24 protein-coding genes, 1 pseudogene and 1 riboswitch are annotated in these 25,912 nt (G+C 38.1%); of the genes and pseudogenes, 7 read left to right on the top strand and 18 right to left on the bottom strand.

The window, feature by feature from the left end; translation table 11 throughout:
• Positions 1-5: 5 nt before the first annotated feature.
• From R2B72_RS07645 to R2B72_RS07680, 8 genes are all read right to left on the bottom strand, one after another.
• A complete protein-coding gene (locus tag R2B72_RS07645) occupies positions 6-893 on the bottom strand; it encodes a carbohydrate ABC transporter permease (RefSeq protein ID WP_318615854.1) in 888 nt (295 codons plus the stop codon).
• A 16-nt stretch (positions 894-909) separates the two neighbouring features.
• On the bottom strand, positions 910-1,866 hold the full coding sequence (locus tag R2B72_RS07650) for an ABC transporter permease (protein ID WP_318615855.1): 957 nt from the start codon (positions 1,864-1,866) through the stop codon (positions 910-912).
• 164 nt (positions 1,867-2,030) lie between these two features.
• Positions 2,031-2,939, bottom strand: coding sequence for a dihydrodipicolinate synthase family protein (locus R2B72_RS07655; RefSeq protein WP_318615856.1), 909 nt, complete (start codon positions 2,937-2,939; stop codon positions 2,031-2,033).
• A 1,190-nt stretch (positions 2,940-4,129) separates the two neighbouring features.
• Entirely contained in the window at positions 4,130-4,462 is a 333-nt protein-coding gene (locus R2B72_RS07660) for an Abi family protein (protein ID WP_318615857.1), read from the bottom strand.
• A gap of 231 nt (positions 4,463-4,693) precedes the next feature.
• Entirely contained in the window at positions 4,694-5,173 is a 480-nt protein-coding gene (locus tag R2B72_RS07665; RefSeq protein ID WP_318615859.1) for a nucleoside deaminase, read from the bottom strand.
• Between the two features lie 109 nt (positions 5,174-5,282).
• The gene (locus R2B72_RS07670) at positions 5,283-6,080 is read right to left on the bottom strand and encodes a helix-turn-helix domain-containing protein (RefSeq protein WP_318615860.1); all 798 of its coding nucleotides are present in this window, start codon (positions 6,078-6,080) and stop codon (positions 5,283-5,285) included.
• Positions 6,081-6,564: 484 nt separating this feature from the next.
• Positions 6,565-6,714, bottom strand: coding sequence for a hypothetical protein (locus R2B72_RS07675; RefSeq protein WP_318615861.1), 150 nt, complete (start codon positions 6,712-6,714; stop codon positions 6,565-6,567).
• Between the two features lie 239 nt (positions 6,715-6,953).
• Entirely contained in the window at positions 6,954-7,802 is an 849-nt protein-coding gene (locus R2B72_RS07680; protein WP_318615862.1) for a pyridoxamine kinase, read from the bottom strand.
• Between the two features lie 220 nt (positions 7,803-8,022).
• Between R2B72_RS07680 and R2B72_RS07685 the strand changes: the two genes are divergently transcribed.
• The 3 genes from R2B72_RS07685 to R2B72_RS07695 all read left to right on the top strand — a co-directional run bounded on the left by R2B72_RS07685 (position 8,023) and on the right by R2B72_RS07695 (position 9,708).
• A complete protein-coding gene (locus tag R2B72_RS07685) occupies positions 8,023-8,571 on the top strand; it encodes an ECF transporter S component (RefSeq protein ID WP_318615864.1) in 549 nt (182 codons plus the stop codon).
• Positions 8,572-9,027: 456 nt separating this feature from the next.
• The gene (locus tag R2B72_RS07690) at positions 9,028-9,384 is read left to right on the top strand and encodes a hypothetical protein (protein ID WP_318615866.1); all 357 of its coding nucleotides are present in this window, start codon (positions 9,028-9,030) and stop codon (positions 9,382-9,384) included.
• Positions 9,385-9,390: 6 nt separating this feature from the next.
• Positions 9,391-9,708 (top strand): type II toxin-antitoxin system RelE family toxin, encoded by a 318-nt coding sequence (locus tag R2B72_RS07695; RefSeq protein ID WP_318615867.1) that lies wholly within the window; start codon positions 9,391-9,393, stop codon positions 9,706-9,708.
• A 256-nt stretch (positions 9,709-9,964) separates the two neighbouring features.
• On the opposite strand, the gene queE is transcribed toward R2B72_RS07695, so the two are convergent.
• From queE to R2B72_RS07715, 4 genes are all read right to left on the bottom strand, one after another.
• Complete coding sequence (gene queE / locus R2B72_RS07700) at positions 9,965-10,672, bottom strand: 7-carboxy-7-deazaguanine synthase QueE (protein WP_412177807.1); 708 nt, start codon at positions 10,670-10,672, stop codon at positions 9,965-9,967.
• Complete coding sequence (gene queD / locus R2B72_RS07705; protein ID WP_318615868.1) at positions 10,669-11,094, bottom strand: 6-carboxytetrahydropterin synthase QueD; 426 nt, start codon at positions 11,092-11,094, stop codon at positions 10,669-10,671. The genes queE and queD overlap by 4 nt, the downstream gene beginning before the upstream one ends.
• Positions 11,091-11,756: a 7-cyano-7-deazaguanine synthase QueC gene (gene queC, locus R2B72_RS07710; protein WP_318615869.1), complete on the bottom strand. Its 666-nt coding sequence runs from the start codon at positions 11,754-11,756 to the stop codon at positions 11,091-11,093. The genes queD and queC overlap by 4 nt, the downstream gene beginning before the upstream one ends.
• A gap of 7 nt (positions 11,757-11,763) precedes the next feature.
• Positions 11,764-11,807: riboswitch (PreQ1 riboswitch) on the bottom strand.
• 369 nt (positions 11,808-12,176) lie between these two features.
• On the bottom strand, positions 12,177-13,862 hold the full coding sequence (locus R2B72_RS07715; protein ID WP_318615870.1) for a HAMP domain-containing methyl-accepting chemotaxis protein: 1,686 nt from the start codon (positions 13,860-13,862) through the stop codon (positions 12,177-12,179).
• 473 nt (positions 13,863-14,335) lie between these two features.
• Between R2B72_RS07715 and R2B72_RS07720 the strand changes: the two genes are divergently transcribed.
• Positions 14,336-15,067, top strand: a complete 732-nt coding sequence (locus R2B72_RS07720) for a transposase (protein WP_318615871.1) — start codon at positions 14,336-14,338, stop codon at positions 15,065-15,067.
• Between the two features lie 33 nt (positions 15,068-15,100).
• On the opposite strand, the gene R2B72_RS07725 is transcribed toward R2B72_RS07720, so the two are convergent.
• The 6 genes from R2B72_RS07725 to xylF all read right to left on the bottom strand — a co-directional run bounded on the left by R2B72_RS07725 (position 15,101) and on the right by xylF (position 22,931).
• Entirely contained in the window at positions 15,101-16,093 is a 993-nt protein-coding gene (locus tag R2B72_RS07725; protein WP_318615872.1) for a Gfo/Idh/MocA family oxidoreductase, read from the bottom strand.
• Between the two features lie 20 nt (positions 16,094-16,113).
• On the bottom strand, positions 16,114-17,613 hold the full coding sequence (gene xylB / locus R2B72_RS07730; RefSeq protein WP_318615873.1) for a xylulokinase: 1,500 nt from the start codon (positions 17,611-17,613) through the stop codon (positions 16,114-16,116).
• A gap of 84 nt (positions 17,614-17,697) precedes the next feature.
• A complete protein-coding gene (gene xylA, locus R2B72_RS07735; protein ID WP_318615874.1) occupies positions 17,698-19,020 on the bottom strand; it encodes a xylose isomerase in 1,323 nt (440 codons plus the stop codon).
• 50 nt (positions 19,021-19,070) lie between these two features.
• On the bottom strand, positions 19,071-20,234 hold the full coding sequence (locus tag R2B72_RS07740; RefSeq protein WP_412177808.1) for a sugar ABC transporter permease: 1,164 nt from the start codon (positions 20,232-20,234) through the stop codon (positions 19,071-19,073).
• Positions 20,231-21,751 (bottom strand): xylose ABC transporter ATP-binding protein, encoded by a 1,521-nt coding sequence (locus R2B72_RS07745; protein ID WP_318615875.1) that lies wholly within the window; start codon positions 21,749-21,751, stop codon positions 20,231-20,233. Before R2B72_RS07745 ends, R2B72_RS07740 begins: the two co-directional genes overlap by 4 nt.
• 67 nt (positions 21,752-21,818) lie before the next feature.
• Positions 21,819-22,931, bottom strand: a complete 1,113-nt coding sequence (gene xylF, locus R2B72_RS07750) for a D-xylose ABC transporter substrate-binding protein (protein ID WP_318615876.1) — start codon at positions 22,929-22,931, stop codon at positions 21,819-21,821.
• Between the two features lie 154 nt (positions 22,932-23,085).
• Here xylF and R2B72_RS07755 point away from each other — a divergent pair, with 154 nt between their 5' ends.
• From R2B72_RS07755 to R2B72_RS07765, 3 genes and pseudogenes are all read left to right on the top strand, one after another.
• The gene (locus R2B72_RS07755) at positions 23,086-24,258 is read left to right on the top strand and encodes an ROK family transcriptional regulator (protein WP_318615877.1); all 1,173 of its coding nucleotides are present in this window, start codon (positions 23,086-23,088) and stop codon (positions 24,256-24,258) included.
• Positions 24,259-24,439: 181 nt separating this feature from the next.
• Positions 24,440-24,772 (top strand): annotated as a pseudogene (locus tag R2B72_RS07760) (UDP-glucose--hexose-1-phosphate uridylyltransferase); the annotation flags it as partial.
• Between the two features lie 80 nt (positions 24,773-24,852).
• The gene (locus R2B72_RS07765) at positions 24,853-25,890 is read left to right on the top strand and encodes an aldose epimerase family protein (RefSeq protein WP_318615878.1); all 1,038 of its coding nucleotides are present in this window, start codon (positions 24,853-24,855) and stop codon (positions 25,888-25,890) included.
• Positions 25,891-25,912 lie beyond the last annotated feature (22 nt).

A 25,912-nucleotide genomic window follows, 5' to 3' on the forward strand; every position in this document is an offset into this window, starting at 1 on the left:
TAGTGTTAACCTTTAAGTGATCCAATCATAATCCCTTTTATAAAGTACTTTTGAATAAATGGATAAATCAAGATAATCGGCCCGATTGAAATCATAACAGTAGCTGCACGCACATTACTTTGCATTAAGTTTTCATTTGCTCCAGCACCTCCAATCGCACCACCGTCAGCAGATTGAGATAAATCCATCGCTGTCAACATATCCCTTACAATCATTTGTAACACAGTTTTAGATTCGTCTTGTATATATACCAATGCATGGAACCACTCATTCCAATGAAAAACCGCTGCCCATAAACCAATTGTTGCAATAACAGGTTTAGATAATGGTAAAATAATTTTTGTCAAAACCGTAAAGTAGTTTGCACCATCCATTACAGCCGACTCCTCAATCCCTTTGTCAATTGTCATAAAGTAATTTCTCATAATAATGATATAAAAAACGTTGACGGCCGATGGAAGGATTAACGCCCATCTTGTATTCAGTAAACCTAGGTTTTTGATCAGTAAGTAATCTGGTATAATTCCACCAGAGAAAAACATAGCGATTAAAAAGAAGATTGTAATTGTATTTCGATATGGCAAATCCCTTTTTGATAGTGGATAAGCTGCTAGCATCGTAAAGGATACGATTAAAAATGTACCTACCACCGTACGAATAATCGTATTAATATACGCTTGCATAATACTTCCATAGCCAAATACAAATTGGTAAGCATCTGGAATCCACTTTTCTGGCCAGAGATTCATGCCAAGACCTGATATCTGATTCGGGTCAGAAAATGATAAAACTAGTGTTTGCCAGAAAGGATAAAGCACAAGGATTGAAAAAACGATAAAACTAATCATTAATCCCAATTCAAACAACGAAACTCTTTTTTTGCCTATTTTCATATGCCATCCCCCCTTCCTACCAAATTCCATGTTCACTTCTGCGACGTATAATCGCATTTGCACCTAATATGAAAATAATTCCGATGACATTTTTAAATAGACCGACTGCAGTTGCATAGTCAAATTGAAATTGTTCCAAACCGCTCCGATACACATATGTATCAATAATATCCGCGACCTCATAAACAAGTGGATTATACAAGTTTAATATTTGATCAAAGCCAGCATTCAGTATTCCACCTAATCGGAGAATGAAAAGGATGATGACCATTGGCATAATCGATGGCAGTGTAATATGAATCATTTTTCTAAATCTACTTGCACCATCCATATCTGCTGCTTCATACATTTCTGTATCTATCGATGCAATGGCGGCTAAATAGATAATTGCCCCGTACCCAATCTCTTTCCAAACATCAGTAATCAATAAAATTGGAATAAAGAAAACTTTGCTCGCTAAAAAGTTAACAGGATCTCCACCAAAAACAGTAATGATAAAATTAACAATTCCTCTTTGTGGTGAAAATATTTCAATAATCATTGCCGACAAAATAACCCAGGACATAAAATGAGGCAAATATGAAATTGACTGGGTAACTTTTAAAAACTTTGGAGATCTAATTTCATTTAGCAAGATCGCAAAAATAATTGGTGCTGGGAATGCAATGAATATTTTTAAAAAGCTAATAACGATTGTGTTTTTTAATGCTCTAATAAATAGAAAATCCGAAAACATTCTCTCAAAATGTGCAAAATCATTCCACGGACTTCCCCAAATACCGAGTCCTGGTGAAAAATCTTTAAACGCGATAATGACACCATACATTGGAAGATAATTAAAAATAAACATCATAATGACCGGGAATAAAAGCATAAAATAAAGTAACTTCATTCTTTTTATTTGGACCCAAGTGGACTTTCTTTTATCTTTTAAATTAACCGAAGCCACATTTGCAGTGATGTTTTTTTTCATGTCTTCACCCCTCTTTTCATAAATGATCATAAATTCAACAAAATGATCCACATGCCTTTACTAAGTTCCTCATCATACAAAGCAACTCTAAAAATTCACTATTTACACGCCAATAAACTCTAATTAACTTGAATATTCAGTAATGAAAAGCTGTAAAAATTGACCTAGCTAAACTTTAAAATCACTTTATCAATTGTATTTTTAATTTCTGTTATTTTATCTAAATCCTCACCAGTTACAGGCTTTAACGGTCCTCTTACACTTCCAACATTTATGCCTCTTAACCTTAATATCCTTTTAATCACATCGTACATTGAACCATTTAGCGAACACAGCGCAATGATAATATCATTTATATCTCTTTGAATTTCTCTCGCTTCTGAAAATCTCCCTGCTGTTACGAGCTCTTCTGCCTTCAAAAATAACTCTGGCATAACGCCATACGTACCACCGATTCCACTGTCAGCTCCTATTAATCGGCCAGCAACATATTGCTCGTCTGGCCCATTAAATACAATGAAATCTTTATGAGCAGCAGCTTTAAACCTTTCAATATCCATAACTGGCATCGAGGAATTTTTAACGCCTATTAACTTCTCATTTTCCAATAATTTCTCTAACAGAGTGACAGAGAGATTATATCCTGTCGTTTGGGGAATGTTGTAAATAATAAAAGGTAGTGCTGTTGCGTCCATTATTTCTGTCCAATAAGCTTCAATTGCATTTTCAGGAAGTTGAAAATAAATCGGAGGAATCGCAGACAACGCATCATACCCTAAGCCTTCCGCATACTTTGCTAATTCTAGACTTTCTTTAGTTGAGGGTGCTCCAACATGTGCAATTAAAGTCAGTTTTCCCTTCAGTTCTTCCGCAACATATTTTAATGTTTCTTTTCTTTCTTCAAGGTTCTGATAAATACATTCTCCTGAACTTCCACCAACATAAAGACCTTTTACTCCTTTTTCATAAAGATAATTCGCTAGCTCTCTCGTTCTTTCAAAAGATATTTCCCCTAAATCATCATAACAAGCATAAAAAGCAGGAATGACCCCTTTATATTTACTTAATGCCATCTTTTTTTTCCTCCTAGCAACCCTTTTTGTAAGCGCTTTATAAACTTACATTATCACCTATTCTGATAATTGTAAATAGTTTTCACTATTTTCTTTGAATGTGAAAAAAATATCTACCAAGTATAAATGCGGGAGCCAGGCACCGCGAGTGTTGGAACTTATTTCAGGTACCTGTGCGCGGAACTAATTAGTTAATTCACCACAATTGTATAATAATAGAATTAAAACCAGAAAAAATGTCTATTGTCTGATTTTTTAGCATACTTATTTAAGTGTGCGAATTGTTTGACGCACAGGTATTAAAATTAAGCTTACCTTGAGAAATTACTGGAAATACTTCCATGCCATGGACTTTTATATTTTCAGATGCGATTGAAACAACTATTGCTGTTCAGTATACGATTTGGATTTAATAAAAAAAATAAGCAAATTACTCCAGCTATTTCACCGAATTAGAGTGAAATAGCTGGAGTAATTTGCGTTAGTTATAGTAATTTAATGCCTGATTTTCCATCGTAGTATTAGCCAAACGTCGCTTGGCATTAATACAATTTATGTCCTTCAAATTGCAGCAGTACCAAGCACCACACACCCAAAAGAAAAAGTAAGAGTAGATAATGTTTATTGCAAAAAGAATGGATGCCCTTGTCTGTTAAGCAATTCTTTCCTTTGAACAGGAATACCGAGTTCTTTATAATCAATATACTCTGAGTAGTTCTCCTCCTACAAGACTTCCAAAGACGTGATAAAGCCTGTACGATTCTCTTTGTGTAAGAGTTTGTACAAAATAAAAACAGCTGCAAATACATCATTTTTATTAAATCATTTCTTTTTCGATTTAAAAAGTTTTGGTTCGATAATTAGCTTTTTTCCATACAATCTCCCGTAGTACGCGCAAACACTTCTAATATATGCAAGTGTGTGCAATTAACTATCGATGTAGTAGCTAGATATCTTGTAATCTTCCACTATAATAGCTTTGTCTCCGCTTGATAGGTTCCTAAAAAGTTTAGAAAGTTCTCCGATAGAAAAAACTTCAATTGCTAATCAAAAAGGAAATTCACCATTATATTATGATTTGTGATGAACTACAAATCGTTCAGTCCGGCTTCTTTCAATTTGCTAGTCTAGCTTTTTTGAAGATTTATCATGCGCTAATTAAGTTTGAAAATTAGCGCAATCTTTATATCCTAATGCACCATATTTATGCGTATGGTAGTAAGCAATCCAGATCGAAATTCTATCTCGACGAGCTCCAAATGAGCCATTAGAGTTTCCCAGAGTTTTTGATCAAATATATATATCATTTTTATTTGATGAAAAGTTACACCTTCTAAAAATAAATCGCTATCATTTTTTTGTTTGAGAGTGAGACCGTATGCGGAAAATCTATAGTAATTGACATTTTGTAAAAATGATAAGTCTTCTTCGATGTCATCAATATTTAAATTACTTCTTTTTAAAATATCCAATTGCCGCTTGTATGTTTTCGGTTCTTTAATATGTATTTCTACAGGGTCCATTTTAGTTGCCCCTTTATAAATATAAAATGACCCACCTTGGTCCGCATTGTAAAGAGGCGTGGTGGGTTCTGTTTATTTTATTTCAAGTACCTGTGCGCGGAACTAATTAGTTCATTCACTACAATTGTATAATAAGATGAAAATCAGACAAATTGGCCAGTGTCTGATTTTTTTATGCTTATTCAGGTGTGTAAATTGTTTGTCTTTGTGTGACACACAGGTACCCCAATATTATTTCCCTTTATGTAACTGCAAATGTAACTGCCGTACTTGTTCTGCAAGCTCTGGAACCGGACCATCTACTTCTATATCTCGAATAACTTCTTGAATCGGTAGATTGCGAACACGGGATGCAGGGACTCCCATTTCTTGCAGCCACCCAGCGAGTTGGCTTGATGAACTCGCATATACAATACGGCCTAATCCCACCCAACCATGGGCTGCCGCACACATCGGACAATGTTCGCCTGATGTATAGACCGTTGCTTGACTCCTTTCTAAAGGTGTCATATTTTCAGCAGCCCAACGTGCAATGGCGAATTCAGGATGTTGGGTATGATCCCCTCCTGAGACACGATTATGATCTTCTTTGAGTACATCCCCGCTAGCTGAAACAAGAATAGAACCAAACGGCTCGTCTCCTATACGTAACGCATGGTTTGCAAGTTCTATACAACGCTCTAAATGCTTAATGTCTGTCTCATTAATCATCGGTACATCGCTCCTTTTTGGCTATCATCATATAATCTATTTATGGATTTTACAACTTTCAGTACTAGGTTCTAATTAATTACGAATTCAAAGAAAACCCGAACACTCCTCAATATAAAAACCCTTCCAACGACACATCATATTCCATAAAAATATCCTCAAACAACGCCTTATCAATCAATTTACGGTATACACCATCAAAATAGCCAGCGATATTGCGGATCTCTTTGCGCTTTGTTGCTTGGACAGCAATATGAAGGGCTTGCATCGCCAACTGTTCAAATAAATCTTCTTGTTGCTCATGAATGCTAAATTTCATCATGCGTAATGACTGAACACGATAAATACCAAACAATTGACGTGCTAAAGAACTGTTGCCAATCGTTGTGGACAATAGATCTTTTATTCTCCCAAACAACGTTGTAGATGTAGGAGTCGGCTCCGCAGGATACGTATCTGTAAGAGTATGGGTCTTTATGTTTTTAGATTTAGAAGAAAAAGATTCAGATTCAGGAACAACGCCGTCAGCCATACTGTCACTAGGCTTGTCCGCTGTTGCCGGCGTGGTCAAAGTCGCCTGGTCATCGAAGGGTAAAATAGTATAAATGTTAGCTCCAAGCCCGTTCATGACTGGGCGAATGTAATGAATCCGCTCGATAATTCCTAGACTTTCAAGCTTACGAATCGCACGGCGAACGGTGACGTTAGATTTGCCGATTTTATCTGCCATCGTGTCGTGCTTTAAGTGAGCAGCGCCGTATTTCACGGAATAACGGCGAATCATGTCCAACACAGCGCGATCAGTTGGATTCATTTCATTCCAATGCCTAATAACATGACGGCGTGCTGCCTCGTCCATATCTTGTGTGTTTGCGAAATGTGAATAGGCTTTTAAGTAAGTTGTCATAGTGGTCATGCCCCTTTTATTCTTTATATAGAGGGGAATGAGAAAATCGGATACACTTTTAAAAATATTTTTTGAAAAAGAAAAATCCTTCTGTGGGAGCAAGGATTTAAACAAATGGATGCCGAGGTAAGACTACATGGATAATCTTAATAATGATGACATTGCCGTTTTGATTTTATCGGAATTCAAAACTTTTCTTAAATGTTCTTTAAACTCTTCTTCATTATCCGATTTTAAATAACCATTGATATGGCCGGATATCTCTTTTTTTAATGTCTTATCAATTTGAATAACTACAGGTTAAACTTTCTAAATCATGATAAATATTCTGAACTACAAATCGATATTTATCCATCTTTTCACTTCATTGTTTGTCTATATGTGACACACAGGTACCCCAAAATCAGTGTTATACCGTCACTAATTCTAAAATAGCCTTTTGCTATTGGTCTATTTTTGACAATTGCGAAGATATATCTTCCTATTATTTATCTGTTTGTTTTTGCTTCTTTTTCAAATACTCCGCACGTATTTTTTCAAGTTGCTGCTTTTTATCAAATTTGGCAGGCTTGTTTTTTTCATGATAATTTGTCACAGCTGCCTTACCTTTGTAATCCAATTGATATTTCCCCACTTTTTTCACCTACTTTTCTTGTCTTGAAAGAGAATCTATTCAACAAATATTATATACCTCATTTTACTGAAGTAAACCTTATTCATTTCAGGCACCAGTGCGCGGAACTAATTAGTTCATTCACTACAATTTTATAATAACAGGATGAAAATCAAAAAAATTGGCGAATGGCTGATTTTATTATGCTCTTCCATGTGTGTGAATTGTTCGTCTTTGTGCGACGCACAGGTACACTAAAACTAAAGCAACATTCGCAAAAACTGTTCGAAATTCACGCCTGCCTCGCTTGGAATTTGCTCTTTCGATGTAGCTTCAATCGCAGCGGCTAAAAACGACTCTGCAAGCTTCATCGACACTTCTAAATCCTGCCCACGCATCATCCCACCCATTATAACAGATGCAAACAAATCACCCGTTCCCGAATAGCTCTCGCCATTATAGTCGCGGATACTATGAAATGAACGATCTGCATCGACATACATATTGCCTACATAGCGCCTATTCGGAACTGCTGGTGGCGGATTCAAACCAGTAATAATGACGTTCGCACCAGTTGCCTTCTGTAGCTGTTGGCCCGCCTCCTCTAGTGTCTGAATATAATCTGAATCGTCTTGATAGCTCTGTAGTTTCTCATACGACAAACCTGTAAGCAAACAGCACTCTGTAACATTTGGCGTAATAATGTCTGCACTCTTCACGAGTTCCTTCATACGATCAAGCAAATTGCCCGTAAACATTTTATACACATCACCCATATCACCCATCACCGGATCGACAAGCAGCGTCGTTTCGTCTGAGTAAAACACGTTTAAAAACTGAAATATATTATCGATTTGCTCTTGTCCCGTCACAAAGCCCGTATGAATGCCATCAAAAGTTGCACCAAGCTTGCTCCACTCATCCACAAAGAAGTCCATTTTTGACGTTAAATCCTCACAATAAAAGCTCGAATACCCTGTTTGCGCCGTAAAAATCGCAGTTGGCAACGGTACTGCCTGAACACCCATCACTGACAGCACAGGAATCGCAGCCGTTAACGAGCATTTCCCAAAAGATGACATATCCTGAATTACAGCAACTTTTTTCATCATACTCTCCACCTAACTAATTCTAACTTGTACTCTCTTCATCGTATCATAAGTTGGCAACCGCAAAAATACACAAACTTATAATAGAGATATTAAAATTATTTATTATTGCAAAACAATCTGACCCCTAATATTAATATTGAATTGACACTTTTACAATGGTCAGTCATTTGCTAAAGTGAAAACTATCAAAGAATTCATTATAGTGAGGACGATGAAAATGCAAAACATACAAAATCAATCCTATACAAAAACGCGTACGAAAACTTTTGATTTAGTCATAACCGCATTTTTAGCAGCACTGATTTTCGTAGCAACACTGATCAATATTAAGTTACCATTCGGGCAAGGTGGACTGATTCACTTAGGAACATCTATGCTTTTCATGTCTGCAATTTTATTCGGTCCTAAAAAAGGGGCACTTGCTGGAGCAATTGGGATGGGCTTATTCGATATCTTAGGTGGCTGGGCAATTTGGGCACCAACGACAATCGTCGCTCGAGCATTACAAGGCTTCATCGTCGGAAAAATCGCCTGGTCGAAGGGACATCGAGGCGACAACGTTGGACTAAACATTTTAGCAGCGGTTGTGTCAATGCCGGTGATGATGGCGGTATATTATATTGGACAAGGTATTATGTTCGGCAACTGGATTCAACCTTTGGCATCTATTCCAGGAGACATGATCCAAAACGTTGTCGGTTTACTAATTGCAATTCCAGTATGTATCGTGCTGAAAAAAACACCTTATTTCCAAAGAAAGTTTTAACCGTAACAAATAAATGTAAGCTTCAAATATTACACAACTTCTAGTGAAGCACAAATCGTGAGACATCACGGTTAATACTTCACTAGAAGTTTTTTTATTGTCAGGTATCTATGAGAGGAATTAATTAGTTAATTCACTACAATTTTATAATAATAGGGTGGAAATCAGACTTATCAGCAAATCACTGATTTATCTGTATATTTATTTAAGTTTGTGAATTACTTGTTTTTGTTTGACGCACAGGTACCCTAAAATAAATCTTCGGAACTTCCAAACCAAGTACAAAATGCCTGCACAGAAAAGTATGCTGAATTCAATGTTGCACTGGTACCTAAAGTTTGATGTATAAAGTAGCGGGGTTACCGGTATATTTATTCAAGTGTTCTAAGGATAAATGGTATAATGATTGTATAGTTACTACAGGTGTAATACATATTATATAAGGAGTTGAAAGAAATGAAGGTGGATGTTATGGAAAAACCACAGTTCAATGTTGATCAGGTTGTCCCAGCCTCGGTTGCCGCACGACGTTTTGGAGAGGTTCGTAAAAATGCAAAAATCGCACCCCAATTTATCTCCGATAACAATCGTATCGATACGGTTGTTCAGAGCTATGAAGCGTATGAAAAAATGTTTATGGAATTGGAAATTCTTCGTGAATTAGCATGGGAATACAATCTTTCACTTCGTATCCAAGACGCAGACCAAAATCCTAATAGATATAGTCTAAAAGAGGTCATGGGAGATCACGGTTTTGCGGAGTTCCAAAAGGTTAATCCAGATGATATAGCCGATGATGACTTATTTGGTTGATCGGTAATGAAGAAGTTCGATATTATTTTCATTGAGGAAGCGAAAAAGGACTATAAAAGGTTGGACGGATCTGAAAAAAAATTTGTGGATATTGCACTTGCGAAAATGGAGCAACGGGCGGATGAAATCGGGGAAGACTTAACGAACAATTTAATTGGTTGTCGGAAAATCAAGTTCAGAAAGATTGGTATCCGAATCGTGTATCGAATGATTGGTAACAAAACTGAAATCGTTGAAATCATTGCCATTGGAAAACGTAAAAGTAATGAAGTTTACGAGAATGCTTTCAAACGATTAAAAAACAATAAAAACACCTTTCGTTGAAAAACGGGTATAGAAACCGTAAAAACCAACGTGGAGGTGTTTTTATTGTTTATTTTTCAGGTACCTGTGCGTGGAACTAATTAGTTCATTCACTACAATTGTATAATAATTAAGATGAAAATCAGATGAATTGGCGAGTGTCTGCTTTTTTGTATACTTATTCCGGTGCGTGAATTGTTTGTCTTTTTGTGACGCACAGGTACCCTAAAAAAAATGCTGTCCCTAAAGTCTAAATGACTTCGGGACAGCACACTTCTTATACGCCTCGCTTATTCCCCCACACAAGCGCATGCAATTGCGGCAACACTTTCACATCGTTCATCACTGGAGAAGCAACAGCCAAATCAATGAGCCATTCAAAACGCTTCAAAAGATGAGGGATCAGAACGGTATCATCTATTGTTGTCGTATCATCGTTTCCGACCTGTAAATAGAAAGGAACAGAAGGGTAGCGCAGATGGACTTCTTCCGCAAACTTGAAATCTGTTTCATCAAAAACAACAATCTTTAAACTTGTGTTTGAATCCGTTAATTTACCTATGAAAAGATCTAATTTGTCAAAATCCGTGATCATTTTTGAACTTGGTGGCTTCGGTGAAAGCGTGATGTCATCGATTTCCAACAGCCAATCTTGCCAAAAAGTCGCTTGTGTTTCGACCGCCACTTTCCATCCTTCTGCATGACAAAGTTCTACTAGTTCACCAATACCTTTATGAAGGGCTGGATTTCCACCTGAAATCGTCACATGCGAAAACGACTGTCCACCGATTGCTTTCAGTTCATCGATAATTTCTTGCGGGCGTTTTGAAACACTCTTGCCCGTTCCATCCCACGTGAAACTGGAATCGCACCAAGCACAAGAATAATCACATCCCGCCGTCCGGACAAACATCGTTTTTTGACCGATCACCATTCCTTCCCCTTGAATCGTTGGACCGAATACTTCCATGACAGGTATTTTCATGATAATTCCTCCTGTCCCGGGCGATAGACGACATAACTCGTCGGCGTTTCCCGAACGATCACTTGGAGGCAATTTGGACGATTTTCTCTTGTCAGAAGAACTGCCTGAATCGATTTCCAAATTTGTTCTGCCATTTGTTCAGTTGTAGGAAAGGCGTTTTGGAACTCGGGATGATCATTCAACACAGAATGGTCGTATTTTTTATGAATCAAATCTTTCAGTTGCTTGAAATCAATTAAAAAACCAAGTTCATCTAATTCATTTCCGCCAATCGTCACATTGATAAAATACGTATGGCCATGCATCACTTGGCATTTTCCGGCATCTTCATGGGGAATGTAATGCGCAGCTGAAAAATGCATGTCTTTGTTTAATTCAAATCGATAGTTGTGCTGCACTTGCGGATAAAATTGTTGCATCATATTGCTGCACCTGCAGTCTTTCGCGCTAGATATGCCGCAAGACCTTCATTGCGCAACACACATGCAGGGCATTCTCCACATCCCGTACTTGGAACGCCATTGTAGCAAGTAAGTGTCTTCTCCTGCACAAAATCAAGCGCACCCAGTTCGTCGGCTAGCGCCCATACTTCAGATTTATCTAACCACATTAACGGCGTATGGATAACAAAATTTCCATCCATGGCCAAATTCAACGTGACATTTAATGATTTAATAAAATTATCGCGGCAATCAGGATAACCGCTGAAATCCGTTTCACTCACACCGGTAATCAAGTGTCGTGCACCAATCGCATCTGCGTACACCGCAGCGAAGCTTAGGAACAAATGATTTCTTCCCGGAACAAACGTTGACGGCAATTCACCGTCTATTTCTGTCACTTCAATATCATCTCGTGTGAGCGCATTGGCGGATAACTGATTGATCAAATTCATATCCAATACTTTGAATGAGACACCGAGCTCCTCCGCAATTTTTCGAGCATGCTCGATTTCATCCGAATGCCGCTGCCCGTAGTCAAATGTTACTGTTGCGACTTCCTGGAAATTGTTCAATGCCCAAAATAGGCATGTCGTACTGTCCTGGCCGCCGCTAAAGACAACCAATGCTTTTTCATTTTTCATTTTACCAATCTCCTTAGTTTTTTATAGAGGGAGTTTTCGAACCTCTTTTTGAACCTTGTTTATCATATCATAGGTGGGCTGGGGGAACATAATCTTCGTACGCGTGGAACTAATTAGCCAATTCACTACAATTGAATAATAGTAAGATAAAAACCAGACGAATTGGCAGGTGTCTGATTTTTTTGTATACTTATCCGAATCTGTGGATTATTTGTCTTTGTTCGACGCACTGGTACCCTAAAAACTAGATTCGAAGTGAGGGCGCCTTACACGCGGTAGCCGAAGCCATAAGACTGGCAGTGGTTTTCTGCCTGGCATAGGCGAGAGGCATCCGCAAGCGCCGAAGCGTGATTATGGAAATCTCATTGTTCGTCCGATGGACTTTTTCAGTGGTCTCCAAGCAGTGAGGGGTTTTGTTTATTAAACTTTAAAGGTACTGATTACTTCTTGTAGATCCTGGGCCATTGAACTTAAAGCAATTGTTGAAGCTGATATTTCCTCCATTGAGGCATTTTGTTCTTCTACTGAAGCAGCTACGTTCTGTGTATTTCCAGCAGATTGTTCAGCGATAGAAGCTAGACTTTCCATTGTCTCTACCATACTTTGTGAGCTTGAATTAACTTGCTCTATAATAGCAGAAACCTCCTGCGCTTCTGCGGTAACTTGTTCAATGGCCATTAATATGTCTTTGAAGACCTCACCTGTTTGATGAACCATATTAATACCTTCCCCAACAACGGATTTACCAAGATTCATAGATTGAACGGCATTCTCCGATTCAGCTTGGATCTCTAGAATAAGATTACGGATTTGACCTGCGGCTTGTCCAGACCCCTCGGCTAACTTTCTAACTTCATCGGCAACGACTGAAAACCCTCGGCCGTGTTCCCCAGCCCGCGCAGCTTCAATCGCAGCATTTAAAGCTAAGAGATTTGTTTGATCAGCAATCTGAGTGATCAATTCAACGATTTGACCAATTTCCTCTGATTTTTCACCTAAGGCGTTAATAACCTCTCTCGTTTCACTTACGGACTGTTGTACAAGATTTATTTGTTCAACGGTCCGGGTAACCACAGTATTTCCAGCGAATGCTTTTTCGCTTGTAGAGGTCGTTAAATCTGCGACGGATTGAATAGAAAATGCAACCTGATTCATCCCATTTGAAATTTCTTTGACTGCTTGGGAAGCTTCTCTTGCATGGGAAACTTGCGTTTCCGTACCTAAAGCTACCTCTTGAATGGCAATTGAGATTTGTTCAGTTGCTTTACCGGTCTGTTCGGCACCAGCAGAAAGTTGTTCTGATGTTGCCGCCACTTGTTCGGCATCTAAGCTAACTTGTTGGATCAATTGACGAAGATTCATTTTCATTTGGTTAAAGGATTTTGCAAGATTCCCTATTTCATCTCGATTTTTCACCTTTATGTCCTCTTGAGCCAAATCGCCAGATGCGATTCCTTCTGCCACCTTTTCAATTAATAAAATTGGTTTCGTAATCAATCGAGTAATGATTACGCCTATTAAAATCGCCAAAATAATAGCAATCACACTTAAGGTAAGAACTGTCGAAGTAACGGAACTAACCAATGCAGAGCTAGCAAGACTTTCTTCCTTCATAAGCTCTGCTTGCTCTATGGCTATTTGACTTGAGATATCGCGTATTTCCCTCACTAGAGGCATCGCTACCCCAAGGAAGTGTTTTTCAGCTTTATCTGGACTAGAATTCATCAAGCTTATGATTTTGTCTGATTCCAGCTTAAACTGCTCATTCATCGTTTCAAGTTGTGTGAGTGTATCTTTCAGGTCTTGGTGATTAGCTAACTTGTAGGCAGCTTCAATGTGCTCATTAAGGTCAGTTATCACTTGTGCTAACGCTTCCGGTGTACCCTTTTCCTGTAATAGCACACCTCGCAAGTTACTGACTTCTTGCGAAGTACTTATCTCCATTTTCAATGCATGCGATTCAATAACCGCTCGTCGATCTACCAAATCGGAAAGAGATTTGTCTACCTTCTGTATATTGTAATAGGATATAGAACTAATGATTCCAAGAATAAATGCAACACTTAAGAATGCGCCTAACAATTTATTTCCAATTGTGAAGTTCATTCATATGACCCCTTTCCAGTTTTATGAATACTGATTCTTTTATTTTATCTTCATAATTAATACCAAAACTACTGCCTAAGATTATCCTGAAATCAACCTTCCGTTAATATTTCAATCATCAATGTTGTTTCAAGCCTCTCTGCTCTCCTTAATGAATAACCCTGTCCAATAGAAATCAATACCTTTCTGTAGTGGTAATAAAGCGCTGTGTTTATAGTGATTTATGACTAACGAGTAATATTACCGAATGTAATATGTACTGATTAAAATTATCACGCCTGTTGATTAGCTAGTTATTTCCAATAAAACCATAGAAAAAAGACACCTTTTCTGATAGGATGTTAAGCGACTAAACCAACATCCCTACACAAGAAAGGTGTCCTCGGGGAAGGATTGAACTGCTTCCTTCCTTTATGAAACAGTTTTACACAACCCCAAAGCTTTTAGCCATCCTAATTTCACTAGAAGAATTGATGGAGCTTCTAGAAAAGCATAACTATAAAGTAGTAGCACGAAAGTTTAAAGTTGAAGACCTTCTTGATTTCTTTGTGGGAGCTACCCTTGAAAAGTGGGCAGGCTTTCGGGATGGCACTGAAATGATGGCGTCCATCGATCTGTCACCGGTTAATTATTCGACTGTAAGTAAGAAGGCTGCCGATGTTCCTTATAAATTTTTCAAGGATTTTTTTCACCTGTTCGTCAGTAAATGTAATCGGGCAAAACGTCGGACCAAGGTAATGAAACAAGCATTACTACTTGTCGATTCTACGACGATTACGGTCGGTAAAATTCGGTTCCCTTGGGCACCCTACCACGGTGAAAAATCAGTCATTAAGCTACATTTTGCCTTTTCATCAGAAACGGGCATGCCAATTGAAGTGAAGGAAACGGGTGAATTGGATCACGATGAGCCGGCAGGTGAATCCCTTGCAAATCAAGCATTTATCCTCGTTGAAGACCGTGCATACGGCAAACACGCGTGGCTCGATCAATTTAAGGAACAGCATCAGCACTTCGTGATTCGCTTGCGTGATAATGTTGAGTTGCATCAACCACGTTCTCTTCGCCGAATACAAGAGCCTAATTTCAATGTACTTGGTGACGTAAAGTACCAAGTTGACACACAACAATCACGCACCATCCATCGTTATCGCGTCGTCACTTTTAGTGATAACGATGGATACACAATTCGACAAAACGGATGATTAGACAGCCTCATGACTATTCACTGAAAAGTATTACGTTAGCTTTACAGGCTGGCCTGTTTGAATGGATTGATAGCAAGCCTCTAGTACTCGCATATTATTGATTGTAGATTGTCCGGTAATTGCAGGATCAGTATTATTTAATATGGCCGAGGAAAAATGCTCTACTTCCAAACGATAAATATCTCCAGACACTTTTTCTTCCCTACTCATTCCATTTCCTTGTACCAGAATAGAGCCTATTCCGCCATTCACATCTGGACGGAATGCAAAAGGTACCTTAATCGTCCCTTTTGTCCCGATAATCTCGTACTCATTTCTTGCCGTCATGTCAAAACTACAATCGAAAATAGCTGTCAAACCATTATCTAGCTTTAAATGACTATATACGCTTATATCAATCCCTGATTTAGGTTCTATTGCGGCAATGGCCTGTACTTCTATAGGCTCTGCTTCAGTTATATGGCGAATTACTTCTATAGAATAACACCCCACATCATATAAGCTACCTCCACCCATATCCTTATCCATCCTAATATCATCGGTACGATTCTCTAAATAAAAAGAATGGCTGGACCTAATCAGTTTAGTATCCCCGATTTCTCCAGAAGCTATAATTTCTTTCACACGTGCATGTTGTGGATGAAATTGGTACATGAATCCTTCCATAAACTTCACATTATGCTCCGAGCAAATTTGTATCATTTCAGCGGCCTCACCGGCTGTTAATGCCGCTGGTTTCTCACAAAGTATGTGCTTACCCTGCCTAGCACCTTGCAATACCCATTCCTTATGCAAATGATTAGGAAGGGGTATATATACCGCATCGATATCCGGATCATTCAATAGCTGTTCGTAACTTTCATAGGCTTTGGGTATTTGTAAAGCCGATGCGACTGTATGGACCTTACTTCCCCGGCTTGCAATAGCGACAACTTCTGCATTTTCTGCTCGAAAAATGGCAGGAATCACTTGTGTTTGAGCGATATTTGCTGTACTTAATACTCCCCAACGAACTTTATTCATCGTTACGCTCCCTTTATTCTTTATTTTCTAAATGGCTTTAACTCCTCATTTATTGCTCTTGTTTGCGCATAAACCTTTGTATAAATAGCAAATAGCTCTTTATACTTTTCTACATTTTCTTGAATGGGTTCATATGATTTAGGTGTTTCAAGAAATACATCCGCACATTGTATTAGTGATTCAAACCAGCCACATCCATATGCCGCAAGCATAGCTGCCCCCATTCCAGGACCTTGCTCGCTAGATAACTTTAGTATTTTCGCGTTAAAAATATCAGCTTGCATTTGCAACCATGTGTCATTTTTTGCACCACCGCCAATAGAAATGATGGTGTCTATTTTCTTACCACTTTCTCTAAAGATATGAATCGATTCATTCAAAGAAAAAGTAATTCCCTCAAGTACCGCCCGAGCAAAATCCTTTTTCGTGTGGGCCGATTCCATCCCTATAAAACTAGCCCGGATACTGGAGTCAGCATGCGGAGTTCTTTCTCCTACCAAATAAGGAGTGAAGATCAAGCCATTCGCACCAACGGGTATACGATCAATGCCTTCTAACAGCTCAGTAAAATCTTCGTTCTCTGCGAAGGTATGCTTGAACCATTCCAGACTATGCCCCGCCGACAAAGTAACCCCCATCGTATAAAAGGCATCCTCTTTTCCATGATTAAAATAGTGAACCTTGCCATCGAAATCACGATTTTTTTGTTCTTCATAGGACAAAATCACGCCGGATGTTCCAATGCTGCATAATGTGTTTCCTTCCGATAAAATTCCTGAACCAATAGCACCACAGGCATTATCTGCACCACCGGCAAATACTTTTGTCAAATGGTAGAGCCCAGTTGCATGTGCAAATTCCGGTGTAATCGTTCCTACATAACCATGTGATTCTACTAAAGGTGGACAAATTGATTGTTCTATATCAAAAAGGTTGCATATCTCATGACTCCACACTTTTTCACTAACACCTAACAATAAGGTTCCTGCTGCATCTGAGTACTCACTATGTATTCTTCCAGTCAAACGATAACGTAAATAATCTTTAGGAAGCATGAAGTAAGCAATTTGTTCAAAGATTTCTGGTTCATGTTCCTTCACCCATAATAATTTGGGCAAAGTGAAGCCTTCCAAAGCTGGGTTTTTCGTGATATTCAGCAACTTTTCTTTACCAACAACCTCATAGATTTCTTCGCATTGTTTTGTTGTACGTGTATCATTCCACAAAATAGCATTCCGTAATAATTCATTCTTTTGATTCACTACTACAAGTCCGTGCATTTGACCAGAAAAGCTAATTCCTTCAATATCTTGTGGATTTCCTTCAAACTGTTGTACAAGTTCCACAAGTGCTTCCAAAGTTTTCGCATACCATTCTTCCGGATTCTGTTCACTATAACCTGATTTCTCCTGGATAAGTGGATACGCTTTTGAGATTTCCTGACACACTTCCCCTCTTTTATTCACCAATAAAACCTTCACAGCACTTGTTCCTAAATCAATGCCAATCACATATTTCATATTTTATCCCTCATTTATGTTTGATAAAAAGACATACTAGAAACCCCTAATCCGCTTCTAGTATGCCTTAATGTAATACAATAATTATTCAGATGTTACTGATAGTAAATATTGATTTATTGTTGCTCTTAGACGCTCTGCTCTTCCAGAAGTATTCTGGATTTCTCCTAGTTGCATTGCATAATCTTCTAGCTTACGGAAGTTTGTCGTTCCCTCCACAATTTCCTTACCGATACCATGATTATAACTGTCATAACGCTCATCAATAAATCCGTCTAATACGTTATCATCAATTAGTTTTTGCGCTACTTTTAGTCCTACTGCAAAACTATCCATCCCTGCAATGTGTGCATGGAATAGGTCTTCTTGTTCGAACGAGCCTCTTCTAACTTTTGCATCGAAATTCAATCCGCCCCGACCTAGTCCACCATTTTTCAGAATTTCATACATTGCTAAAGTAGTGGAATATAGATCCGTTGGGAATTCATCTGTATCCCAACCAAGTAATGTATCCCCTTGGTTTGCATCTACTGATCCTAACATGCCATTAATACGTGCGAAGTGTAGTTCATGTTCAAATGTATGCCCCGCTAAAGTAGCATGGTTTGCTTCAATATTAAATTTGAAATGATTTTGTAAATCGTATGACTGTAAAAATGCTAAACCTGTAGCAACATCAAAATCATACTGATGCTTCGATGGCTCTTTCGGTTTTGGTTCAATTAAGAACTGACCATCATATCCAATTTCCTTCGCATAATCGACAGCCATATGGAAAAACCGTCCTAAATTATCAAGTTCAAGCTTCATATTCGTGTTTAACAGGGTTTCGTAGCCTTCACGCCCCCCCCAGAATACATAGTTTTCTGACCCTAGTTCTTTGGCAACTTCCAAGCCTTTTTTCACCTTTGCAGCTGAATAGGCAAATACATCAGCATTGACGGCCGTTGCAGCTCCATGTACAAAACGCGGATGTGAAAACATATTGGCTGTATTCCATAAAAGCTTTGTCTTACTTGTAGTCATATAGTCTTTAGTCATTGCGACAATTTCATCTAAATTCTTATTCGTTTCTTGAAGAGTTGCTCCTTCTGGTGAAATATCAATATCATGGAAGCAAAAGAATGGTACATTTAATTTCTCGAAAAACTCAAAGCCAGCTTCGACACGGGCTTTAGCTAAATCCATGCCTTTAAATTTATCCCATGAACGAATCATATTGCCAGCACCAAATGGATCTGATCCGTCCATTGTAAATGTATGCCAATAAGCAACACCGAATCGTAGTATCTCTTCCATTGTCTTGCCTGCTACTTTTTCTTCCGGATTATAGAATTTAAATGCTAGTGGATTTGTGGATTTATGTCCTTCAAATTTAATGTGATTAATATTCTCAAAATATGTCATGTTCAATTCCTCCAGATGTTTTATAATTTTCAACTCTTTAAACCTATCAATTACTTTTTACTAGCTATATCAATCCAGACAGCAATTATTAGAATTAATCCCTTGACGATATATTGCCAGAAGGTTTCGATATTCATCATACTCATACCGTTGTCAATGCTCGCCATGATCAATGCGCCAATGAGAGCACCTACAACTTTTCCTTTACCGCCCATTAGACTAGTTCCACCTATAACACAGGCTGCAATTGCATCAAGTTCGTACATATTTCCTGCGTTTACGGTGGCCGCATTTAATCTACTTGTTAAAATCACACCTGCAACTCCAGATAATGCACCCATTGATATAAAAACCCATAATGTATTACGCTTAATATTGATACCTGAAAGGGCTGCTGCTTCTGGGTTTCCACCAATGGCATAAACGTATCTCCCGAATGAGGTTTTATTCGAAATAAAGATGAAAATGGCTGCCAAAAAAACAACAAGTAATATAGGCGTTGGAATTCCTTGATAGCGATTCAACATATACGTAGCTAACAAGATAAAAAACGAGTAAACGCCAACCTTCCCATAGTCAATTACTGGTGCTGGTAGCAATAATTCTAAACTTTTTCTTTTCGACCGATTCCAGACTGTCCAAAAAATCAACATGCCTATACTGGCCAGTGCCAAAATATAACCTAAGGTAAAAGGAAAATAACTATTACTGATTGCCTTAAAGCTATCATTCAGCGGCGCGATTGTTTGCCCTTTACTCAATCCAATAAGTATGCCGCGGAAAATCAACATCCCGCCAAGCGTCACGATAAATGCTGGAACTGCCCTGTAGGCAACCCACCACCCTTGCCAAACACCGAAAAGCGCACCAACGACAATTGCCGCAATAACGACAGTAAACGTATTCCATTCGTACCAAACATGTAAAATCGCTGCAACGCCACCCGTCAGGCCTACTAATGAACCAATGGATAAATCAATATGCCCGGCTACGATAACCAAGGTCATACCAATAGCTAACACTGCAATGACAGACATTTGGGAAAATAAGTTAGAAATATTTCGTGACGATAAAAATTCTCCACCAGTGAAAAAACCAAATATAACAGCAATTAGCACCAGTGCAATAATCAATGTGTAGGCTTGCATATCTAACTTAAAACTTAAACCTCTTTTTTCCTTAGTCTCTGGATTAACCGTGGGTTGTGTTTTCACGAATTCTTCCCTCCTGTTGCACATGTCATTATTTTCTCCTGAGTTGCTTCTGCTCTTTGGAATTCTCCTGTTATTTTTCCTTCTGCCATAACAATAATTCGATCTGACATACCTAAGACTTCAGGTAACTCGGATGAAACGATCACGATGCCCACTCCTTGATTGGCAAGTTCATTTATTATTTTATAAATCTCATACTTTGCCCCGACATCAATTCCCCTTGTCGGTTCGTCAAGTATCAAAACTTTAGGGTCATTTAATAACCATTTACTCAGGACAACCTTTTGCTGATTTCCACCACTGAGTTGACCAACCAACGCTTCCAAGTTAGGGGCCTTCAAGTTCATTTTATATGTAATATCCCCCGCTGTTTTAACTTCCAAAGCATTATCAATTACCTTTAATTTCATCATCTTATTTAAAGCAGCAAGTGTAGTGTTTTTAGTAATGTCCATTCCTAAAACTAAGCCATAACGCTTTCGATCCTCGGAAACATATGCTAATCCTTCTCGAATAGCATCCGCTGGGCTTTTAATATTTGTTTCTTTTCCATCAATTAAAACACTTCCTGTATGGTTACCCTTTAGCCCACCAAACAAACTCATAAATAATTCCGTTCTTCCAGCACCCATCAGGCCAGAAAATCCAAGAATCTCACCTTTTTTCACAGCAAATGAGGTATCAACGATTACTTTTTTCCCTACATGATCAGTAACTGAATAATTTTTTACTTCTAGTATATTTTCAGAACTAATTGGGCGAGCTTCATAAGGAAAAAGCTCGGTCAATTCGCGTCCTACCATCTTTGTAATAATGAGTTCCTCTGTTAAGTCGGCAATTTTGTCGGTACTAATTGTTTGCCCATCTCTTAAAATTGTTACGGAATCCGCTAGTGCCATCACTTCATTGAGCTTATGAGAAATATAGATACAAGTGACCCCTTCAGCACGTAGATCGTGGAGAAGTTTCATTAAAATATCAACATCACTTTCCGTTAATGCCGCGGTAGGCTCATCCAATATGAGAATTTCTGTTTTCTGCGTCAATGCCTTTGCAATTTCAATAATTTGCTGTTTACCCACTGTTAGCTGCCCGACTTTTGTTTGCGGATCAACATCTAATCCAATATGGTCTAACCATTTTTGAGCTTCTGCATAGATTTTATTCCAATCAATGATTTTCGCTCTCATTAAGTCATGACTTAAAAATAGGTTTTCGGCAACTGACATTTCTTCTACTAATGCAAGTTCTTGATAAATGATCCCAACACCAGCATTTTGCGATTCTTTGATTGATTTAAATGCTACATTTTTATTACTTATTATAATATCTCCGTCGTATGATCCATGTGGATAAACCCCACTTAAAACTTTCATTAAAGTGGATTTACCTGCACCATTTTCACCACATAAAGCATGAATCTCGCCTTTACGAACTGAAAAAGTAACATTATCTAGCGCACGTACACCGGGAAACTCTTTCGTAATTGCCCTCATTTGAAGTGCGTAATTTTCCATTTCGGATTTCCTCCCCTAAAAATAGATAAATTTAAAGGGGGATACGTTCCCCCTTCCAAAATTCTACTTATGGGCGTGCTGGACGCTCATTTTCTGGTACATTTTTATAAACATTATCATATGAATGGAAGTCGTCCTTTATTAGCGTATCGATAATATTTTCCTTACCTACTTTAATCGGATCTAGCTTAATAAAAGGTACATCTAACTTGCCATTGTTTACAGTTGAATCTGTTGTAACCGCTTCGCCTTTTGCCAATTGTACAGCTACTTCTGCGCTCTTAATTGCTATGGCTTTGATTGGCTTATACACTGTCATTGTTTGTGTACCTTCTGCAATACGCTGAACTCCTGCTAAATCGGCATCTTGACCCGAGATAACGACTTTACCAGCTAGGCCTTGAGCATCCAATGCCTGGATTGCCCCTCCGGCTGTACTATCATTAGAAGCAACAATTGCATCAATATCATTTTTATTTGCTGTTAATGCATTTTCCATAATCTTCAATGCTTCATTTGCATCCCAGCCCTTCGCCCATTGATCACCGATAATTGTAATATCGCCTTTATCAACAAGAGGCTGAATAATATTCATTTGACCTTCTCTAAACATCTTAGCGTTATTATCTGTTGGAGAACCACCCATTAGGAAGTACTTTCCTGTCGGTACTTTCTCTACTAAGTATTCAGCCTGCATCTCACCGACTCGTACATTATCAAAAGATACGTAGGCATCGATGTCTGAACCGTTTACTAGGCGATCATAAGCCAATACAGGAATACCTTCACTCTTTGCTTTTTCAACAGCCGGAGATAGGGCATCTGAGTTAATTGCGATAATAACTAATACATCAATGTCTTGGGATAGCATATTTTGAATTTGTGATAATTGTTTTGCCTCGTCGCCATTTGCTGACTGTACGATTACTTCTGCCCCAAGTTCTTCTGCTTTCCCAACAAAGAAGTCACGGTCATGTTGCCAACGTTCTAGTGATAAGTCTGATACTGAAAGACCGATTTTAATTTTCCCCTCTGACTTTTCCCCGGCATCTGCATTGCTTCCATTACCTTCTGTTGTACCAGCGTCCTTACTCGAACCTGCATCTTGACCACATGCTGCCAACAAAAACATCATAAGCAATAGAACAACAACTGATTGTAACCCCTTCCATTTCATCATAACTGAATACTCCCCCTCCTCAGAATTGTTGTAAACCTTTGTACATTTAAATATTAACACCATAAACTTACTTTGTCTATACAATAAACAAAGTTTTGTAGTACAATATTTCTAACAGCTAGAATTGTTAAAAAAAAGTGGAGGTTGCAAAATAATGAGACAAACAACTTGGAATCAACATATCGTCAAGAAAAAGAATAAAGAAATTGTTCTGCAAGCCATTATTAAGCTAGCTCCTTTATCACGTGCGGAAATTGCACAACAATCCGGCTTAAATAAAGCTACGGTTTCTTCATTAGTAAGTGAACTCATCGATGAGGAGCTTATTTATGAATCAGGAATCGGGGAATCTAGTGGAGGCAGACGCCCTGTCATACTGCTCTTTAACGAACAAGCCGGATATTCACTCGGGGTTGATATAGGTGTTAATTATACTTTAGGTGTTGTTACTGATTTAGTGGGTAACGTTATTTATGAAGTGAATCAAACTGTTGATACTAATCTTTCATCAGATCAACAAATTCAACTTGTTATAGATACAGTTCACATCCTTATCAAGCATGTACCTGAAAGTAGATATGGTGTCATAGGCATTGGAATTGGTGTACCTGGAATTGTTGATAATGAAGGCAAAGTATTATTGGCACCAAATTTAAAATGGAAAGATGTAGACTTGTTAAAAATTCTCGAAGCAGAATTCGACTACCCTATTCTTGTTGAAAATGAGGCGAATGCCGGTGCTTACGGAGAAAAACGATTTGGCGCCGGACAAAAAAGCAATAACTTAATCTATATAAGTGCGGGAATCGGAATTGGAGTAGGAATCATTTTAAATGGAGAGTTATATCGTGGCATTAACGGTTTCTCGGGAGAAAGTGGCCATATGACCATTGTGAAGAATGGGCGTAAATGCAATTGTGGAAGTAGCGGATGCTGGGAAGCCTATGCATCTGAACATGCACTATTAAAGCAAGCAAAAGAAATTGACCATTTATCTGAAGTAAGCCTTGGACAATTGATTGAACTAGCCAACAATAATGATAAAGATGCGTTAAAACTGTTCCAAGAAATTGGATGTAATATGAGTACAGGAATTACGAACTTAATAAAAACGTTTAATCCTCAACTCATTATTATTGGAAATAGATTAGCAAAAGCGGAAAAATGGATTAAACAACCCATCATAACAACTGCAAAACAAGAACTATTGCCCTTTCACAAAGTGGATATGAATATAACTTTTTCAGAATTATCCTCCTATTCAGCAGCACTCGGAGTGTCAGCTTTTACAATTGAAGAATTCCTTAAAATTGACCATACTGAGTGAATAAGGTATTGCATTTTTAATTGTTTTAGTACTAGTTACTACATGTGTTGATTAACCATAAGTGACTAGCTGAAATTTATTCAAATACTTGGTGCTCCGTTTATAGTTACTTGGTTTGCTTTGGATTGAACGACTTCTAAACCATTACCGGGCTGTTTTTATGTATAGGGATGCGACTTCTTCTGATGAGCATGCAGACATCAGAGCTTTTACAAAAGACACACCACATAACACGATCACACCAATCGTTCGCATTCGTAATGGTATATATGTGCTTGATCTTGTATTACGAAACAATCGAACATCCGACGAACGTCCACTGGGAATTTTTCATCCACACGCAGATGTCCATCATACAAAAAAGGAAAATATTAGACTAACAGAAGTGATGAGACTCGCTGTTCTCCCAGCAAGATTGAAGGATGAACTGGCTGAAATCAAGAAATTTTTACTTGGTAAAAGGAGTAATGTATCGCCATATCATCAGAAGTGGGCAGAGAAAATTAAAATGAGGATGGTGAGACTTCCAATTCAGGGCTGGCTGAGGGTATTTGAACGATTTATCCAGACATAAAATTAGTAGGAGGTAAAATAATGAAGATAGAAATAAGTGATATTCTTGGAAAATGGATAGAATATACATTAGTAAACGAACAAGGTATGTCTGTATGTGTACTGAACTATGGTGGAATCATTACGGAAATACTTGTTCCTGATAGAAATGGGAAAATAGAAAATGTAGTGCTAGGATTTAAAAATTACGTCGACTACGAATCCAACCAGAACTATTTTGGTGCATTAATCGGCCGTGTTGCTGGAAGAATCCAGGGAGGTTCATTCGAACTTAAGGGGAAAACTTACGACTTGGAAAAAAATAATAAAGACAATCATCTACACGGAGGTTCATCTGGATTCCACCAGGTTATTTGGAATGTGAAACCTTTTCAAACCGTTAATACTATTGGATTGAAGTTGACTCACAAAAGTTCAGATGGAGAAGGTGGATATCCTGGTAATCTGGATGTTACTATCACTTACAAACTGAATAATAATAACCAATTCATTATTGATTACTCTGCAACCAGTGATCAGCCGACTCCATTAACATTGACGAACCATTCTTATTTTAATTTAAGCGGGGATTTAAAAAATACGGTCCATCATCATAATGTAACAATAGATAGTGAACAATTTATTGAACTTGATGAAGAACTCATTCCCACTGGAAAGTTGATAAATGTTGCTGGTACTTCCTTTGACTTTCGTAATGGTCAACTATTGGGTGATGGGTTTAAAGATGATTCTGTGCAAAATAAAATTGCCGGAAATGGCCATGATCATTACTTTATTTTTAATCAGGGGAAGGAAAACGCTGTTGTTGTCAAAGATACTGATTCTGGGCGTATAATGCGGTTGAAAACGAATCAGCCGGGTATGGTTTTGTATACTTCCAATACTATGGAAGATGGAATGGAATTGAAAGAAAATTTTTCAGAGAAGTATCTTGGTGTGTGCTTTGAAACGCAGGGTTCTCCTGCATCATTGCATCATGATGGTTTTCCAAGTGTTGTTTTGAATGCAGGGGAGCAGTATAAAAAGCAGACAGTATTTTCTTTTGGAGTTGAAATATAACTAGGATTTTGCCGATATTTCT

This window comes from Sporosarcina sp. YIM B06819 (assembly GCF_033485175.1).
GTDB lineage: Bacteria > Bacillota > Bacilli > Bacillales_A > Planococcaceae > Sporosarcina.